This is a genomic window from Methylocystis sp. L43 (genome assembly GCF_015709525.1).
GTDB lineage: Bacteria > Pseudomonadota > Alphaproteobacteria > Rhizobiales > Beijerinckiaceae > Methylocystis.
Map to the genome: position 1 here is coordinate 122,917 of NZ_JADNRA010000026.1, position 16,109 is coordinate 139,025.

Consider the following 16,109-nt stretch of genomic DNA (forward strand, 5'->3'; position numbering starts at 1 on the left):
TGGGCGTCCGCTGTATGATGGCTAGGCGGCGCGGGCGAGCGAGGCTGCGATGTCGGATTTGGCGTCGCCGATCGGCTGGACGCCGAACTTCTCCACCAGCACGTCAACGAGAGCCGGCGTGAGAAAGGCGGGCAGCGTCGGGCCGATGCGCACATTGCGCACGCCAAGCGCGAGCAGCGTCAGAAGAACGGCCGCCGCCTTCTGTTCGAACCAGGAAACGATGAGCGACAGCGGCAGTTCATTGACGCCAACGCCGAAGGCCTCCGCCAGTTTCGTGGCGACGACAAGCGCCGAATAAGCGTCGTTGCATTGGCCCATGTCGAGAAGCCGCGGCAGCCCGCCGATCGTGCCGAAGTCATGCTTGTTGAAGCGATATTTGCCGCATCCGAGCGTCAGGATCACCGTATCCTTAGGCGCTTCGTCGGCGAAATCGCTGTAGTAGTTGCGGCCCGGCGCGGCGCCGTCGCAGCCGCCAACGAGGAAGAAGTGCCGGATGGCGCCGCTCTTCACAGCGTCAATCACCTTGTCGGCGACGCCGAGCACGGCGTCTCGCCCAAAGCCGATGGTGATGGTCTGTTCCGGCGCGTCTTCAGTAAAGCCGGGCAGGGCCTGCGCCGCCTGCGCGACAATCGCGAAATTCTCATCAGCGATGTGGCGCACGCCGGCCCATCCAACCGGCCCCGCGGTGAAGATACGTCCGCGATAACGCGGCTGCGGCTCGATGAGGCAATTCGAGGTCATGACGATCGGGCCGGGGAATTCGGCGAATTCCTTCTGCTGCTCCTGCCAGGCGCCGCCGTAATTGCCGGCGAGATGCGGATAGGCCTTGAGCTTGGGATAGGAATGCGCCGGCAGCATTTCGCCATGCGTATAGACGTTGATGCCCTTGTCCTTCGTCGCTTCGAGGATCGCGTGCAGATCCTTCAGATCATGGCCCGAGACGAGGATCGCCTTGCCCTTGACCGGCGTTACGCGCACGCTCGTCGGCGTCGGCGCGCCGAAGGCGCCGGTGTTGGCGGCGTCGAGCGCCTCCATCGCGAGGAAATTGGCGCGGCCGAGCGCCAGCGCTTCATCGAGGAGCGTCGCGACGTCGCGCTCTTCCCGCGCCAGCATGTCGAGCGCATGTTCGACCGTCGCATAGATCGCGTCGCGTTCTTCGCCCAAAACGCGCGCGTGATGCGCATAGGCGCAAACGCCTTTGAGGCCATAAAGAATGAGCGCGCGGGCGCCGACCGCGTCCTCGCCGAGGATCGCGGCGTCTTTGCGCACGGCGGCCTCTGACGCCTGTGCGAGAAGTCCGGCCATGTTGTCGGCTGGCGCGAAAACGGCGGGGCCGGAGAGAGTCTCGGGCGTCTTGCCGGCGGCGCGCGCGGCGTCTTCGTACAGCGCTTTGGCGTGGTCGCGGATTTGCGTGGCCTGCTGGATCAGCTCGACGAATTTCGCCGCGTTGAAATTGACGTTGGTGAGGGTCGTGAAGAAGGCGAAGAGGATGAAGCGGTCGGCGTCGATGTCAGTGGCGCCAAACTGGCGCGCGCGATGCAAATATTGGCCGACGCCCTCGCAGACATAGAGCAGAATGTCCTGCAGATCGGCGGTCGTCGCGTCCTTGCCGCACATGCCCTTCGTGCCCGCGCAACCGGCGCCTTCGTCAGATCGGTAGGTCTGCTCGCATTGGTAACAGAACATGTCGCTCCCTCCTGCTTAATAGGTATTTAGAGTGCGTATTAAAAAGGTCGGAAGTCAAGCCGCGGCAAGCGATGCTCGCGGCGCATGTTCAGGCGGAGAGATCGGCGAGCGGAAAGGCGGCGGTTTTTTCGAGGCAGTCGTGCAGAGTGTAGCGATCGAGTTCGCGCATAAATCCCTGCTCGGCGCGCGCTAACATGCCCTTCAATCGGCAGCGCGGCAAAAGCGCGCAGTTGCTGCCCTGCGCGCTGAAACATTCGACCAGCGGCTGGTCGTCAAGCCTGCGGACCACCTCGCCGATTCGGATATCGCGCGGATCGCGCGCCAGTCGAACGCCGCCTTGCGCGCCGCGGATGCCTTCGACATATCCGGCCGCGGCGAGCTCCTGCAGCACTTTCGCCATATGGTGGCGCGAGACGTCGAAATGATCGGCGATCGCCGCCGCGCTCATCACCTCCGGATTACGGTCGGCGAGAAGGATGAGGGCGCGCAGGCCAAAGTCGGTGAAGGTCGTGAGCCGCATGGAGTCAATCTAACACGGTATTTGGAGTTCTGAAATATTACGTCTCACCGCTAGCGATTACGGCCGCGAGCCCCTCGGCCTCATGCCCCGCCTTGTGCCGGGCATCCATGCAAATTAACGCCGCATCTTTCGGCGTCATGCCCGCGCTTGTCGCGGGCATCCACGCGGCAACCGTTGCCCGCATTTCGCAAGCATTGCGCAATGTCCCGGCGTGGATGGCCGGGTCAAGCCCGGCCATGACGGGTGTGGCAGGTTGCTCGCGCAGCCCCTCTCCTTCGAGACGCGCGCTGCGCGCGCTCCTCAGGATGAGGGGGTTGAATCTCGCAAACTTCATGCAGCGTGATTAGCTGCTGCGCAGTGCGATTAGCTGCGCTGCTCCAAGCAGTCCTCATCCTGAGGAGCGCCTGTAAGGCGCGTCTCGAAGGACGAGGACGGCGCAGCGTCGCCTCTACGCGCCTCACCCCCCGCCCAGCGCCATATCGTCGCGATGAATGATCTCGTCCGGGCCCTTGAAACCCAGCAGCGACTCAATGTCCTTCGTCGAGCGCCCGACGATTTTCGCTGCGTCGGAGGCGTCATAGGTCACGAGGCCGCGGCCGATCTCGCCGCCCTTGGCGTTGCGGATCAATATGCAGTCGCCGCGCGCGAAGCCGCCTTCGATCCGCGTCACGCCTGCCGGCAGCAGGCTTCTGCCTGAGCGCAGCGCCTTCGCCGCGCCGTCGTCGATATGCACCGCGCCCTTCGGCTCGAGAGAGCCGGCGATCCATTTCTTGCGCGCCGTCACCGGATTGGACGGCGTCAGAAACCAGGTGCAGCGTCCGCCCGCGGCGATGCGCGCGATCGGCGCCTCTTCGCGGCCGTCGGCGATCACCATATGCGCGCCGCCGGTCGTGGCGATTTTCGCCGCCTCGATCTTGGTGCGCATGCCGCCGCGCGAATATTGCGAGGCGGCGCCCCCCGCCATGGCTTCGATCTCGGCGGTGACGCGCGGCACGATCGCGATGTGTTTGGCGTCGGGGTTGGAATCGGGCGGGGCGCTGTAGAGCCCGTCGACGTCGGAGAGCAGGATCAACAGATCGGCGCTCGCCATGGTCGCGACCCGCGCGGCGAGACGGTCATTGTCGCCATAGCGGATTTCCGCCGTCGCCACCGTGTCGTTCTCGTTGATCACCGGCACGGCGCGCAGCGATAAAAGCCGCGTCAGGCATTCGCGCGCATAAAGGTAGCGGCGGCGCTCCTCCGTGTCGCCGAGCGTGACCAGCACCTGCCCGGCGACGAGGCCGCGATCGTGCAGCGTCTCCGCCCAGAGCCGCGCCAGGGCGATCTGGCCGACGGCGGCGGCCGCCTGGCTGTCTTCGAGTTTCAGCGCGCCGCGCGGAAAGCCGAGCACGCTCCGTCCCAGCGCCACGGCGCCGGACGACACGACCAGCACATCGGCGCCGGCGCGATGCAGATCGGCGATGTCGTCGGCGAGGCGCTTCAGCCAGGCGCGTTTCGCCGACGCCTTGTTGGGGTCGACGATGAGCGATGAGCCGACCTTCACGACGATGCGTTTGAAGTCAGCGAGGACGGGAGCGCGCTTGGTCATGCGGGCGGGGCGAAATGTCCGAGGATTGGGCGTTTGCGAGCGCGGCTTAGGGAGCGCTTGAGTTAGCCTAGCCCGCCAACGACCGCAAATCGGCGCCTATGGCGCGCCGTTCTGCCAGCGGCGGATGAAGTCGAACGGATGGATGAAACTCAGCACATTGAGCGTGAAATTGTCTCTGATGTTCAGCGCGACCCCGACTTCAAGAAGCACAGACATTGCGATGACGGCCAAAGCTGGGAGCCGCCATGCGAGAACGAAGCCCAACGCCATCGCCAGCGTATCGGCAAGCGAATTGACGATGCTGTCTCCTGCGTAGTTCTGGGCCGGCGGCTGCTTGCGATAGTGACGAATGGCGAAGGGCGTATTCTCGAGGATCTCCCATCCGACTTCGAGGGCCAACGCGATCATGAAGCGCTGCCAGACCGAAAGTTCCGGCGCCGCGAGCCAAAGAAGGAAATAGAACAGCACGCCGTGAATGACATGCGTGAAGCTGTACCAGTCGGTGAGCTGCTGAGAGAGGCCCGGAGAGGCGGCGTCGCCCTCCCAGAGCTTGAATTCGCCGCAGGCGCAAAGAAAAGGCCGGCCGAGCGCCCAAAGCGCGCCAGCCTGAACGATGAGCGCGGCGATCATCGCCGCCGCGACGTCACGCCCCGTCGTTGCATTCATCATCATATCTTCTCAAATGGAAGATCCGACGATGGAAAACTAGTCCCCCAGTCCGACGACCTCGGCGTCTGGGGTCTTCTTGCCGCCGGCTGCGGCGGAGAGTTCCTCCAGCTCCTCGGTCCAGTATTCGAACTGCCGCCGGCCGTAGTCGACCATGGCTTCGGCGACGTCGTGCGGCGATCTCGCCGCCCATACATCTTGCCCGAATTGCAGCGCCGACCGCGTGTTGATCAGGCCGAAGTCCATGAATCGCGATGCGCAGTCCTGACTGGTCTTGAGCGAAGTGAGGAGGAGGGAAGGGCCTGGCGAGATCATGTTATTTCCCCTGGAGCTGTCGCTGTGTGCGCCAATTGCAAAAGGGGGAGACGCGGCAGCGCCAGCGTCTCCCCAACGACTGAAAAGGGCTGCAATATACCCTCTAAATAGCGTCCGCTTGATACGAACCTATGACTGGAACACGAGTTTTGGCACGAGGTCTTGAGTTAGGTCAAGCATATGAAACTATTGCATAATTTTCCTTTTGGTTCTATCCCTCTTTCAGCGTGTGGCTGTTGACGGGCGACTCGTGAGGCGGAATTCTCGGGTCGGATGGCGGCGGCGTTGGGAGGCCACTGATGCATCGACTTGTCTATTTCAGTAACGCGGATCTTGATCTGAACCTCTCCGTGATCGAGGGCATGGTCGAGAAGTCCGCAGAGCGGAATCGACCTCTGCGCATCAGCGGGGCGCTGCTCTACAACGGCCTGAATTTTTTGCAAATTCTGGAAGGTCCCAGACAAGCGCTGACGCCGCTCTATTTGCAAATCCGGAGGGACTCCCGGCACTCCGGCGTCGTCAAGCTCGTTCACGAACGCATTTCGATGCGCAGCTACCCGGACTGGGGCATGAAGCTCGTGTGCGGCGCGCCGGAATACACGGCCGCGACGCAGGAATCGGCGCCGCGCGAGGGCGGTCTTTCCGCGATGGTTGACGGTTTTTTTAGATTTGGCCAGGCGGCGGCGTTCGCCGAACTTAGGTGAGCGCAATTCTTGCTTAGGCAGTTCGCGGACATCGGGCGCGCTGTCCGCCCTTCGGAGCGACGAATGTTAGGAATTGCCAAGAAAATCGGCTCGTCTGAGAGCGAGAACAAGGCGGCGGCTAGGGGCCGGGACGGCCGGCTTTTATCCGGCTATTTGGTCAATCTGCATCGTGGCGCGGCGCCGGTGAGAGAACTGATGCTCGCCGACATCGAAAGGTTCCAGTCGCTGGGCGCGACAGGATATGCCGACGATTTGCGCACTGCGCTCAAGCGGTTCACGTCCGAATTCATCGACCTGAAGGATCGACGCTAGGCTCCGCTTGCGCCAGCCTAGCGCTCGGCCGCGCCGAGTTCGCCAAACCATCAGTCGATCAGCCGCGCGCGAGTCTCGCGCTCATAGCTGGCGAGCTCGTCGCTGATCGCGACGTCAAAGCGCGCATGCGATCCGAGAGCTTTCAGCTGCGCGGGCAGCGCGGCGAGCTGCTCTTTGGCGTAATTGCGCATTTGCGGAAGGTCGCATGAGCGCTCCGCGACCCGGCGACCGGAAAGCATGAACGGCTGCAGCAATGGGACGCCCGGCAGAGCTTCGCCCTCTCGGGCGATGACGTCCCTCACCGCGACGCCGTCTCTAAACTCGCGAAAAACCTGCTTGCGGCCCGGCAGCGAGCGTTTGCCCGCCGAGAGTTTCATCCGTCCCTCGCCGGCGTATTCGGTCAGCTTATAGGCGATGTCGAAGGTTGGCGCGTCGCTCGACGCCGCCATATCCGTCCCGACGCCAAAAACATCGATGGGCGCGCCGCCCGACGTCAGAGCGTCGATCCTGGTTTCCTCAAGGCCGCCGCTGGCGACGATCTGCACGTCGGTCAAGCCAGCGTCATCGAGGATGCGGCGCGTTTGGCGCGACAGCATGTCGAGATCGCCGGAGTCGAGACGCACCGCGCGAATGTTGAAGTTCGGCCCGCGCGCCTTCGCGAGCGCGACGACCTTCTTGACGCCTTCAAGCGTGTCATAGGTGTCGACGAGCAATGTCGTGTCGGGAAAGACCTCGCTGAAAGACTGAAAAGCATCCATCTCGGAGGCGCAGGCTTCGACAAAACTATGCGCCATCGTTCCAGCGAGGGGCAATCCATAGGCCTGCCCGGCCGCGACATTGGAGGTCGACTCGACTCCGGCGATGTAGAATGCGCGCGCGCCCTTTGTCGCCGCATCCATGCCTTGCGCCCGTCGTGCGCCGAAGTCGACGACGCTGGCGCCGCGCGCTGCGGCGACGACGCGCGCCGCTTTGGACGCCAGTATCGTTTGCAGTCCGATCTGATTAAGCACGAGCGTCTCGATGAGCTGCGCTTCGGCGATGGGCGCAACCACCTCCAGGATAGGTTCGTTCTCAAAGAACGGCGCGCCCTCACGCATCGCATAGATGTCGCCGGAGAAGCGGAAATCCGCGAGCCAGTCGAGGAACGGCTGCGAAGCAATTTTAAGCGAGCCCAGATAGTCGATGTGCTTCGGCTCAAAACGCAACTGCTCGATCTCGTGAAGAAGATCGTCCAAGCCGGCGGCGATCAGAAAATTGCGTTGCGGCGGCAGCTTGCGCACGAAGAGGCTGAACGTCGCTTGCGCGTTCATGCCCAATTCGAAATAAGCGCGCAGCATCGCAAATTCATAGAGATCCGCGAAGAGCGCGCTACTGGACACGATCGCTGCTTCCTTTGCCGCAATGGGTCAAGGCTGAAAGCGCTCGCGCCCGTCGGGACCATAGCCATGGCTTCCGGGCCGGGCAATGTTAGCCGCTCGCGCTACGTCACGCGTCTTGTGAGAGCGCCGCTCAGCTATCTTCGACGAAGACGCCCGCCTTCCGCATCTTTTCGACGGCGTCTCTTCCGCCTTCCGGCGTAATGGCGCGCGCGCCGGAAAGCCGCACATGCGTTTCAAATTCTTCCGCCACGGCGTCCAGCGCCGTTTCGAGCACGCAGACGTCGAGCGCCAGTCCGACGATCAAGACGCGACGCACGCCAAGACGTCGCAGCCGCTCCGCGAGCCCCGTTCCGTTGAGCGCCGAAAGCTGGTCGCGCTCGAGCGATTCTCCTTTGCTGACAATGATGGCGCGCTCTGGCAGGCGCAGGTCGGGATGGAATTGCGCGCCGGCGCTGTCCTGAACGCAATGCGCCGGCCATGGTCCGCCGAAGTCGCGAAAGCTCGCATGGCCGGTCGGATGCCAGTCCCGCGACGCGACGATGGGAACGCCGGCGGCGACGGCTTCCGTAATGAGCTCATTGACCACAGAGACGATCTTGTCGGCTCCGGAAACTTCCAAGGCGCCGCCTGCGCAGAAATCGCGCTGCACGTCCAAGACGATGAGCGCGTCGCCAGGCGTCAGCCGCATCGCGCCCTCCTGACCGTTCCGGGGAACTATATGGCGGCCACGCGCCGAAACACCATGACTTGAGGGTTGGTGAAAAACCGCCTTGCATAAAGGTCATAAAGAGGCGCGCGCGACCTGCTCTTGCGGCGCCTGAAGTCGTCCACCTCGTTCCAGAAAGAGTTCACCGTCGCGCCCTTCGTGTCCAGCAGCTGGTCAACTTTTCTATCGAACTTCTCCTGATCGAATCGCGCGTCGCGGGGCAAATCGTTCATGTAGAAGGCGTTGCCCTTGTAGTGGAGCGGAACGACGTCAACGAGCGCAAATCCAACGCTCTGGATAAGGTCGGCGTAAGCCGCAGCAGGATAGGGCCACTCGTAGGTTTTATATCTAGGCGCCAGAGGATGGCTGTTAAGCAAAGTGAAGAACTCGGCGCTGTCATTCGCGAAATATTCGGTGAGCATGAACCAGTAGGCGCCGGGCTTCAACGTCCGCCGCAGATCAATGGATATGTGCGGGATATGCCCCCAGTGATGAACCGTCGCGGTGGAAATCGCGGCGTCGAAAACTGAGTTCAGCTTTCTCCAGGAGGAAAGATCATTGATGATCCGGATCTTATGATCATTGAGCTGCGCGAGGTGCCCGGTGCCGGTGGTCAGATTCGGATTGGGGTCCATTGCGGAAACATTAGAGAAGCCGTTCTTGTAGAGCGCGTAGGCGCCGTGTCCCCTCCCGCAACCGACATCGACGATATTCGACTCTTTTTCCAGGCCATAACGATCAAGGAGCCAGATCACCGCCGCCGGAACCCTCGACTCCCGGAAGAACTCGAGGGACGATTGGGCGTTCTCCTCAAGTAGCGCGCTCTTCAAGGTCGAAGCTAGTTCCGGGTCGGACTTCGCGTCGACATAGATCTGTTTGATCACCTGTTCGTATTGAGCCGGATCCTCGAAACCGCCCAAAAAATCCATCTGATCGATTTCGTCATTCGCCCTGCCGGGATCGTCTTCAATCCTTACTGGAGAAATTATAGATTTGAGCTGCCCAATGAAACTGCCGAGCATCTTCCGTTCCCCTCAAGTCATAGAGCTTCGCTGGGGTCCAGGCGGGGAACCGCCGGCGCGGTCAAGCGTCGGCCGTTCCCGGCCCCGTTGAGCCGCCGTCCTGGGATTTTATCGTGGAACAGAGCTCAGCTCAGCCTCTAAATCGCCGCGCTTACGCCAAATCGCCTGAGCAGGCAATTTCGTGGGCAGATCCGCCTCGCTCACCATTGAGTGGCAGGAGTGGCCGGGATCGAACCGACAACCCCCGGTTTTGGAGACCGGTGCTCTACCAGTTGAGCTACACTCCTGCGGACGCCCAAAGGCGCGCGTCTTCATTGCCGCAACGACGCCCCGGACGCAAGGGGGCGCGGCGGGCTTCCTATCAGGAATTGCCGCCGGAAAGCACCGTGACGGCGCGACGGTTCTGCGACCAGCAGGAGATGTCGTCGCAGACGGCGACCGGACGCTCCTTGCCGTAGCTCACCGTGCGGATGCGCGACCCCGAAACTCCGCGCGCGACGAGGTAATTCTTGGCCACTTCAGCGCGTCGCGCGCCGAGCGCGAAATTATATTCGCGGGTGCCGCGTTCGTCGGCGTGGCCTTCCATCGTGAAGCTGTAGCGAGAGTACCGATTGAGCCATTGCGCCTGCTTGTCGAGCGTGGCCTGCGCGGTGGACGTCAGATCGGTGGAGTCGGTCTCGAAGAAGATGCGATCTCCGACATTGACCACGAAATCCTGATGGCTGCCGGGACTCGCGACGCCGCCGCGTCCATAGCCTCCGCCCGCCAGATCATTCGCGGCTTCATCCGCGGTGTTCTTGGCGCAGGCCGAGAGCGCCAGGACCGCCATGACCGCCGTCAGCGCGACGACGAATTTGGCGCCGCAGGCGCGTTTCGAAAGCAGCATGAAGAACTCCTGTTACGATCACCGACTGGCGATAGTCCTAGTCTTCCAGGGTTAAGCGAAGGTTCCGTCAACCTTGATCGCAGGTATCTTCGGTCTGTTGCATTTGAGTAAATTGGCCCCTTCGTTAATAAGCGGTTAATGGGTTAACAGAAGCTTAACGCGCTGTTTCCCGGCGAATTCGACGTTCTCAGGATCGGCGCGCGTCTGCGCGATGCAGCATAAATAACAAGTGAACTACGTGGATCGACGGCGCGCGTGGCGTCCGGCGATTTCGTGTTCAAGAAAACACCCTGCGCCGGCTGTGAAGCGATGTGCGAGCGGTTGCTTTGCAGAGACTCTCGCTCTTAATATTGATCAATGACGCGCGATGCGGCGGCGCGCGCGGTCAGGAGCGTGACATGAATGAAGGCATCGCGCCTTTTTTATCGCCGTTGACGCTGCTTCTGGGCGGCGGCCTTCTGGCGATCGGATTGCTGTCGCTACTCGATCTTCACTTCTTCAAGACCAAGTGGCAGGGCAAGTTGGCGCTGGCGGTCGGCCTGGTCTTCATTCTCGCCACTGAGGCGATGTTCGTCACGAGCGGCGCCAGCGGCCGCTATTTCGAAGGCCAGAAGATGGACGTCACCGACTGCGAATATCAGACGGAGCGGGATTTTCCGGCGGAGCGGCGATCCAACCCGAAGCTCATTCACGACAAGATCGTCGCCTGTATGGACCTGCTCGGCTACGACTGGAGCAAGGAGCACTATCATTGCGTGGAGGCGCCGATCTCCACCAATGTGTTCTGTTATCTGCCGCGGGCGGCCATGCAGCGCAGCATCGTCGCGTGGCAAATGCGTTTCGAATAGGTCAGAACAGCGATCCCTGATCGTCGTTGTCGGCTCTTCTCAGGCGTCGCCGTGGGCGCGGGCGCGCCGGCGGATCTGGAATCGCAAGGCCAGCGCGCGCCTGGATTCTACCGTCGGCGATCTCGATATCGAGACCCGTTCCGGGAGGAGCCTGCGCGACGCTGCGCACCAGCGCGCCGCTATCGTCGTGCACCAGCGCAAAGCCGCGCGCCAACGCCGAGCGATGGCTGAGCGACTCCTGCAGCCGCGCCAATCTGTCGATTCGATCCTGATGGCCGCCGATCAAGCCGGCGACGGCGCGGTCGAGACGCTGCGCCGCCCCGGCGAGGCGCTGCCTGGCTGCGGCGTTCTCCTGGCCGGCGAGAACGCGCCGGGCGCGATAGCCCTGTTGCAGCCGCGCGCCAAGACCGCGCAGCTGCTCGCGCACGCGCGCCAGCTCCGCTTGCGGCGAGTGGCGGGCGAGCAGCGTTGCGGCGCGCGAGAGCCGCAGACGCCGTCCGTCTCGGGCGGCGCGGGCGCCGCCGCGCAGCCGCTCGGCCGCCCGGTCAAAACGCTGGCGCGGATTGGCGAGCAGGGCGTCGCCAGCCGGCAGCAGGCGCGCGTAGGTTGAAAGCTGGACGCGACGCTGCTCCATGGCGCGGCGGCGCGCGCCCTCCAGCCGGCTTGTGCGGATGGCGAGATGTTCGAACAGCTCGACGCGCACCGGAACGGCTTTCTCCGCCGCGCCCGTCGGCGTCGGCGCGCGAAGGTCGGCGACGAAATCGATGAGCGTCGTATCGGTCTCATGGCCGATCGCCGAAATGAGCGGAATGACGCTCTCCGCCGCCGCCCGCACGACGATTTCCTCGTTGAAGCCCCACAAGTCTTCGAGCGAACCGCCGCCGCGCGCGACGATCAGCACGTCGGGGCGGGGAATGGCGCCCCCGGCAGGCAGCGCATTGAAGCCGCGAATGCCCGCCGCGACCTCCTCAGCGCAACTCTCGCCCTGCACGCGCACGGGCCAGACCAGCACGCGGCGCGGGAAGCGGTCGTTGAGGCGGTGCAGAATGTCGCGGATGACGGCGCCAGTCGGCGAGGTCACCACGCCGACGACGCGCGGCAGGAAGGGCAGGGGGCGCTTGCGCGCCTCGTCGAAGAGGCCCTCGGCCGCGAGCGCCTTGCGGCGCGCGTCGAGCAGCGCCATCAGCGCGCCGACGCCGGCCGGCTCCAGCGACTCGATGATGATCTGATAGGAGGACTTGCCGGGGAAGGTTGTGATGCGTCCGGTCGCGACGACTTCCAGTCCCTCCTGCGGCCGTGTGCGCAGGCGCAGAAAAGTCGACCGCCAGATCACCGCGTCGAGACGCGCATTCTGATCCTTGAGACAGAAATAGGCGTGGCCGGAGGCGTGCGGGCCGCGATAGTTGGAGATCTCGCCGCGCACGCGCACGCGCCCGAAGCGATCCTCGATCGTCTGCTTCAGCGCGTTCGCGAGTTCGGAGACGCTGATCTCAGGCGCATTGGTCTGAGGCGCATCTCCCACGTTCTCGGTCAGGTCGGACATGGATGAGATATGCTCACGCTTTGCGTCTCATTTCATCCTCACGCTAACATTGAACTGTCCGCGTGGTGGTGTAGCAGCACGCTACGCGAGGCGCGAATGGCCTCCAACATCATCATGTAAATGCCCAAAGCCAGCAAGAAAACAGCGCCCCCATTTATGCCGCTCAGAGGTTCGCGACGGTGGTCGCTGAGTGAGCAGCTGTTCGGCGCGGCCTATGGAAATTCTGAAGCGCAGAGCTCGCTATGAGCGCGGATTGCGAAACGACGCTCAACAAGGGGCGTGGTTCCCTCCTGGAAGTGCTTGGCGTTTTTCTTCGCCTCGGCGTCACGAGCTTCGGCGGGCCGATCGCGCATCTTGGCTATTTCCACGCTGAGTTCGTCGAGCGTCGCAGATGGCTCGATGAGGCCGCCTACTCGGATATCGTCGCGCTCTGCCAGTTCCTTCCCGGCCCTGCGAGCAGTCAGGTCGGCATCATCATCGGCATGTTGCGGGCCGGCCTTGCTGGCGGATTGGCGGCATGGATCGGTTTCACCATGCCTTCGGCGCTTGCGTTGATCTGCTTCGCCTATGGAGTCGGTCGCCTCGGCGACTTATCGCAGGTCGCTTGGCTGCACGGCCTCAAAGTGGTCGCCGTCGCGGTCGTCGCGCAAGCGGTGTGGGGGATGGCGCGAAACCTTTGTCCGGATCGGGAGCGGGCGACCATCGCCGTGGCGGCGACGCTGCTGACGTTGGCCGTCCCCACCGCCAGCGGTCAGATTGGCGCGATTGCGGCGGGAGGCGTCATTGGTTGGCTGTTCCTGTCGGGGGAAAACAAAGGAGCTACGACCCCTCTATCAATCCCCATCACCCGGCCCATAGCCATCGCCTCGCTCGCGCTGTTTGCGGTTTTGCTCGTGGGGTTGCCCATTCTGGCGAACGCAAACCCCAATCCTACGATCGAGCTTATCAGCGGCTTCTATCGCTCAGGGTCGCTCGTTTTTGGCGGCGGGCACGTCGTGTTGCCGCTGCTGCAGCAAGCCTTCGTATCTCCAGGCTGGATCGACCGTGATGCATTCCTTGCCGGCTATGGCGCGGCGCAAGCGGTTCCCGGCCCACTATTCACTTTCGCGGCCTATCTCGGCGCAGCGATGACGTCTGAGCCAAACGGCTGGGCGGGCGGGCTGATCTGTCTCACCGCGATTTTCCTGCCGTCTTTCCTGCTAGTCGTCGGCGCGCTGCCTTTTTGGGACGCTTTACGTCATCGAACGGCGGCGCAATCGGCGCTCAAGGGGATCAACGCGACAGTCGTCGGAATTCTGCTCGGAGCGCTCTATACCCCTGTTTGGACGAGCGCGATCTTTGGCCCAGCGGATTTCGGGCTGGGCCTCCTGGCTTTCCTCTTGCTCGTCCTATGGCGGACGCCGGCGTGGCTGGTCGTCATCCTCGGCGCATTTGGCGCAACGCTCATCGCCATGGTCGCTTAAGGCGCGTTAAGCGCGCGCTGACCGGTCCGCCTTGGCTGCTGAATATGAAATTGTTCTGGGTCGCGCGTATTTTGAAAGCTAGCGCATCTCGCTCATCGAATAATGCGTTGGTTGCGCGGGGCCACTCGCCAGGTCGGCGAGAAGGTTGGGCTCGAGCCGCGACTGCCCTTCCGTTAATTGCTCGGGCGCGTCGACATTGCCCCGAAGATACCAGCCGCTGACATCAAGAGGCGGTGGCGGCGGCAGATTTTCGGCGTGCGCGTTCACAGCGCCAGCAATCAAGATGAACGACAGGAGGGCGATGGAGCGGCGCATGATGTGCTCCCATTTTCGCGCGCGACATTGCTTTCGCATGGCGCAGCGCCGAAAAGGAAGCATGGGCGCTAACGGTTAAGGGAAGGTTAACCCTATTGCTTAACCAACAGCGCACGCCTGCAAAGCGTATCCGCGCGTCGCACGCCGCGACCTTCTCGTGGCGTCGCCAATCGCGTTAGGCCGGCTCAGGCCGCCTCGGCGGATTCCTTCAAAACGCTGCAGATCCCCGCGACGAGAGATTCGACCAGTTCGCGGTCGTCGCCTTCGCCCATGACGCGGATCACGGGTTCAGTGCCGGAGGGGCGAACAATGAGTCTGCCAGAGTTGCCGAGTCGCGCCCGCGCATCGTCGATTGCAGACACCACTGCGGTGCGCTCCAATTCGCGACGATGGGCGCGCACATTCTCCAATACCTGCGGCAGCGGTTCGAACCGATGGCAAACTTCACTCACCGGACGATCCTGACGCTTCACCTCTGCGAGCGCCTGCATCGCCGTCACGAGCCCGTCGCCTGTTGTGCAATAGTCAGAGAGAATGACATGGCCCGACTGTTCGCCGCCGATGTTGTAGCCGGCTTCGCGCATGCGCTCGATTACATAACGGTCGCCGACGGGCGTTCGCTCAAGCGTGAGCCCGATCGAATTCAGATGGCGCTCCAATCCAAGATTGGACATGATCGTCGCGACCAGGCCGGGCTTCGACAGCAGCCCCTGATCGCGCCAGCTTTCGGCGATAACCGCCATCAGCTGATCGCCGTCGATCAGGCGCCCATTTTCGTCGACCAGGATGACGCGGTCGGCGTCGCCGTCGAGCGCGATGCCCACGTCGGCGCGCAGCTCGCGCACCTTGTCACGCAGCGCCTGCGGCGCAGTGGAGCCCACGCGATGATTGATGTTGAACCCGTCGGGTTCGACGCCGATCGCGATCACTTCGGCGCCAAGCTCCCACAGCGCCTCGGGAGCGACTTTGTAACCCGCGCCATTCGCGCAATCGACGACGAGGCGCAAACCTTCCAAGCTCATATTGCGCGGCAGCGTGCGCTTGGCGAACTCGATATAGCGCGCGCGCACGTCGTCGATGCGGCGGGCGCGTCCGAGATCTCTCGGACCTGCGCGCTTGCGCAACATATCGCCGTCGATGAGGCGTTCGATGTCGTGTTCGATCTCGTCGGAAAGCTTGTGGCCGTCCGGTCCAAACAGCTTGATGCCGTTATCCTCGAAAGAATTATGAGAGGCGGAAATCATCACGCCAACATCGGCGCGCATCGACCGCGTGAGCATGGCGACCGCGGGCGTCGGCATTGGCCCCAGCAGCAGCGGATCCATGCCGACCGACGTGAAGCCGGCGACAAGCGCATATTCGATCATATAGCCTGAGAGCCGCGTGTCCTTGCCGATGACGACGCGATGCCGACCTTCGCCGCGATGAAAGATCAGCCCCGCCGCCTGCCCAACCTTGAGCGCGAGCTCCGGCGTGATCTTCTCGTTGGCGAGGCCACGAATGCCGTCGGTGCCGAAATAGGTGCGGGTCATTCGAGATCCTCAGCGAGCGGCGCCCAAGCGCCTCGGCGCCAAATCGGCGCATCCTTCACGCTATCTGTCACACCAAGTCGGCGCATCTATGGCCATAAGGCCAAATGCGCATTTTCGCCAGCCTTACGAACGGGTAATGAACAGTCGCACATCCTCTGAACGGAAGTCCACATGGAAGTCAAAATCTACCATAATCCGGCCTGCGGCACCTCGCGCAAAGCGCTCGCCGCTCTAAAGGAAGCCGGCTATGAGCCGCAAGTGATCGAATATCTCAAAAACCCGCCCGATCGGATGGCTCTGAAGGAGCTTCTGCGTCGCATGGGCAAGAACGTGCGCGATCTCCTGCGCAAGCGCGGGACGCCCTATGAAGAACTGAGACTCGATGATCCCACCCTGTCAGACGACGAGATTTTCGCCGCCATCGAAAAGCATCCAGTTCTGATTGAGCGGCCGATCGTTTCGATGGGCGACAAGGCCGCGCTCTGCCGACCTGCCGAAGCGGTCGTTGATCTGATCGCGCGGTCCAAGACTTAGCGGTCCAAGACTTAGCGGTCCAAGACTTAGCGGTCCAAGACTTAGCGGTCCAAGACTTAGCGGTCCAAGACTTAGCGGTCCAAGACTTAG

Annotated in this window: 17 protein-coding genes and 1 tRNA gene; 5 read left to right on the forward strand and 13 right to left on the reverse strand. The window is 62.8% G+C overall.

Annotated elements, in window-relative coordinates; translation table 11 throughout:
* Nucleotides 1-21 precede the first annotated feature (21 nt).
* From hcp to IYX23_RS08520, 5 genes are all read right to left on the reverse strand, one after another.
* Nucleotides 22-1,686, reverse strand: coding sequence for a hydroxylamine reductase (hcp, locus tag IYX23_RS08500; RefSeq protein WP_196392487.1), 1,665 nt, complete (start codon nucleotides 1,684-1,686; stop codon nucleotides 22-24).
* An 88-nt stretch (nucleotides 1,687-1,774) separates the two neighbouring features.
* Entirely contained in the window at nucleotides 1,775-2,206 is a 432-nt protein-coding gene (locus tag IYX23_RS08505) for an Rrf2 family transcriptional regulator (RefSeq protein ID WP_196392488.1), read from the reverse strand.
* A gap of 457 nt (nucleotides 2,207-2,663) precedes the next feature.
* Nucleotides 2,664-3,794, reverse strand: a complete 1,131-nt coding sequence (proB, locus tag IYX23_RS08510; protein WP_196392489.1) for a glutamate 5-kinase — start codon at nucleotides 3,792-3,794, stop codon at nucleotides 2,664-2,666.
* A 96-nt stretch (nucleotides 3,795-3,890) separates the two neighbouring features.
* Entirely contained in the window at nucleotides 3,891-4,466 is a 576-nt protein-coding gene (locus tag IYX23_RS08515; protein WP_196392490.1) for a DUF2585 domain-containing protein, read from the reverse strand.
* A gap of 33 nt (nucleotides 4,467-4,499) precedes the next feature.
* Nucleotides 4,500-4,775 carry a hypothetical protein gene (locus IYX23_RS08520; protein WP_196392491.1) on the reverse strand — a complete coding sequence of 92 codons (276 nt, stop codon included), beginning with the start codon at nucleotides 4,773-4,775 and terminating at the stop codon, nucleotides 4,500-4,502.
* A gap of 299 nt (nucleotides 4,776-5,074) precedes the next feature.
* On the opposite strand from IYX23_RS08520, the gene IYX23_RS08525 reads away from it, so the two are divergent.
* Both IYX23_RS08525 and IYX23_RS08530 read left to right on the forward strand, forming a co-directional pair.
* Complete coding sequence (locus tag IYX23_RS08525) at nucleotides 5,075-5,479, forward strand: BLUF domain-containing protein (RefSeq protein ID WP_196392492.1); 405 nt, start codon at nucleotides 5,075-5,077, stop codon at nucleotides 5,477-5,479.
* A gap of 63 nt (nucleotides 5,480-5,542) precedes the next feature.
* Nucleotides 5,543-5,791 (forward strand): hypothetical protein, encoded by a 249-nt coding sequence (locus tag IYX23_RS08530; RefSeq protein WP_196392493.1) that lies wholly within the window; start codon nucleotides 5,543-5,545, stop codon nucleotides 5,789-5,791.
* A gap of 50 nt (nucleotides 5,792-5,841) precedes the next feature.
* Here IYX23_RS08530 and IYX23_RS08535 read toward each other — a convergent pair whose 3' ends face one another.
* The 5 genes from IYX23_RS08535 to pal form a co-directional block, all read right to left on the reverse strand.
* The gene (locus tag IYX23_RS08535; protein WP_196392494.1) at nucleotides 5,842-7,170 is read right to left on the reverse strand and encodes a nicotinate phosphoribosyltransferase; all 1,329 of its coding nucleotides are present in this window, start codon (nucleotides 7,168-7,170) and stop codon (nucleotides 5,842-5,844) included.
* A 130-nt stretch (nucleotides 7,171-7,300) separates the two neighbouring features.
* Nucleotides 7,301-7,858 (reverse strand): isochorismatase family protein, encoded by a 558-nt coding sequence (locus IYX23_RS08540; protein WP_196392495.1) that lies wholly within the window; start codon nucleotides 7,856-7,858, stop codon nucleotides 7,301-7,303.
* A gap of 26 nt (nucleotides 7,859-7,884) precedes the next feature.
* Complete coding sequence (locus tag IYX23_RS08545; RefSeq protein WP_196392496.1) at nucleotides 7,885-8,898, reverse strand: class I SAM-dependent methyltransferase; 1,014 nt, start codon at nucleotides 8,896-8,898, stop codon at nucleotides 7,885-7,887.
* 211 nt (nucleotides 8,899-9,109) lie between these two features.
* Nucleotides 9,110-9,185 (reverse strand) — tRNA-Trp (locus IYX23_RS08550).
* Between the two features lie 74 nt (nucleotides 9,186-9,259).
* A complete protein-coding gene (pal, locus tag IYX23_RS08555; RefSeq protein ID WP_196392497.1) occupies nucleotides 9,260-9,784 on the reverse strand; it encodes a peptidoglycan-associated lipoprotein Pal in 525 nt (174 codons plus the stop codon).
* Nucleotides 9,785-10,182: 398 nt separating this feature from the next.
* On the opposite strand from pal, the gene IYX23_RS08560 reads away from it, so the two are divergent.
* Nucleotides 10,183-10,632, forward strand: a complete 450-nt coding sequence (locus IYX23_RS08560; protein ID WP_246716586.1) for a hypothetical protein — start codon at nucleotides 10,183-10,185, stop codon at nucleotides 10,630-10,632.
* 1 nt (nucleotide 10,633) lies between these two features.
* Here the strand turns inward: IYX23_RS08560 and xseA are convergent, their stop codons facing one another.
* Complete coding sequence (gene xseA, locus IYX23_RS08565; RefSeq protein WP_196392498.1) at nucleotides 10,634-12,175, reverse strand: exodeoxyribonuclease VII large subunit; 1,542 nt, start codon at nucleotides 12,173-12,175, stop codon at nucleotides 10,634-10,636.
* A 242-nt stretch (nucleotides 12,176-12,417) separates the two neighbouring features.
* Here xseA and chrA point away from each other — a divergent pair, with 242 nt between their 5' ends.
* Nucleotides 12,418-13,638, forward strand: a complete 1,221-nt coding sequence (gene chrA, locus IYX23_RS08570) for a chromate efflux transporter (protein ID WP_196392499.1) — start codon at nucleotides 12,418-12,420, stop codon at nucleotides 13,636-13,638.
* Between the two features lie 78 nt (nucleotides 13,639-13,716).
* Here the strand turns inward: chrA and IYX23_RS08575 are convergent, their stop codons facing one another.
* Both IYX23_RS08575 and glmM read right to left on the reverse strand, forming a co-directional pair.
* Nucleotides 13,717-13,953, reverse strand: a complete 237-nt coding sequence (locus IYX23_RS08575; protein WP_196392500.1) for a hypothetical protein — start codon at nucleotides 13,951-13,953, stop codon at nucleotides 13,717-13,719.
* Nucleotides 13,954-14,138: 185 nt separating this feature from the next.
* Nucleotides 14,139-15,485, reverse strand: a complete 1,347-nt coding sequence (gene glmM / locus IYX23_RS08580) for a phosphoglucosamine mutase (protein ID WP_196392501.1) — start codon at nucleotides 15,483-15,485, stop codon at nucleotides 14,139-14,141.
* Nucleotides 15,486-15,656: 171 nt separating this feature from the next.
* Here glmM and arsC point away from each other — a divergent pair, with 171 nt between their 5' ends.
* Nucleotides 15,657-16,019 (forward strand): arsenate reductase (glutaredoxin), encoded by a 363-nt coding sequence (gene arsC, locus IYX23_RS08585; protein ID WP_196392502.1) that lies wholly within the window; start codon nucleotides 15,657-15,659, stop codon nucleotides 16,017-16,019.
* Nucleotides 16,020-16,109: the final 90 nt, after the last annotated feature.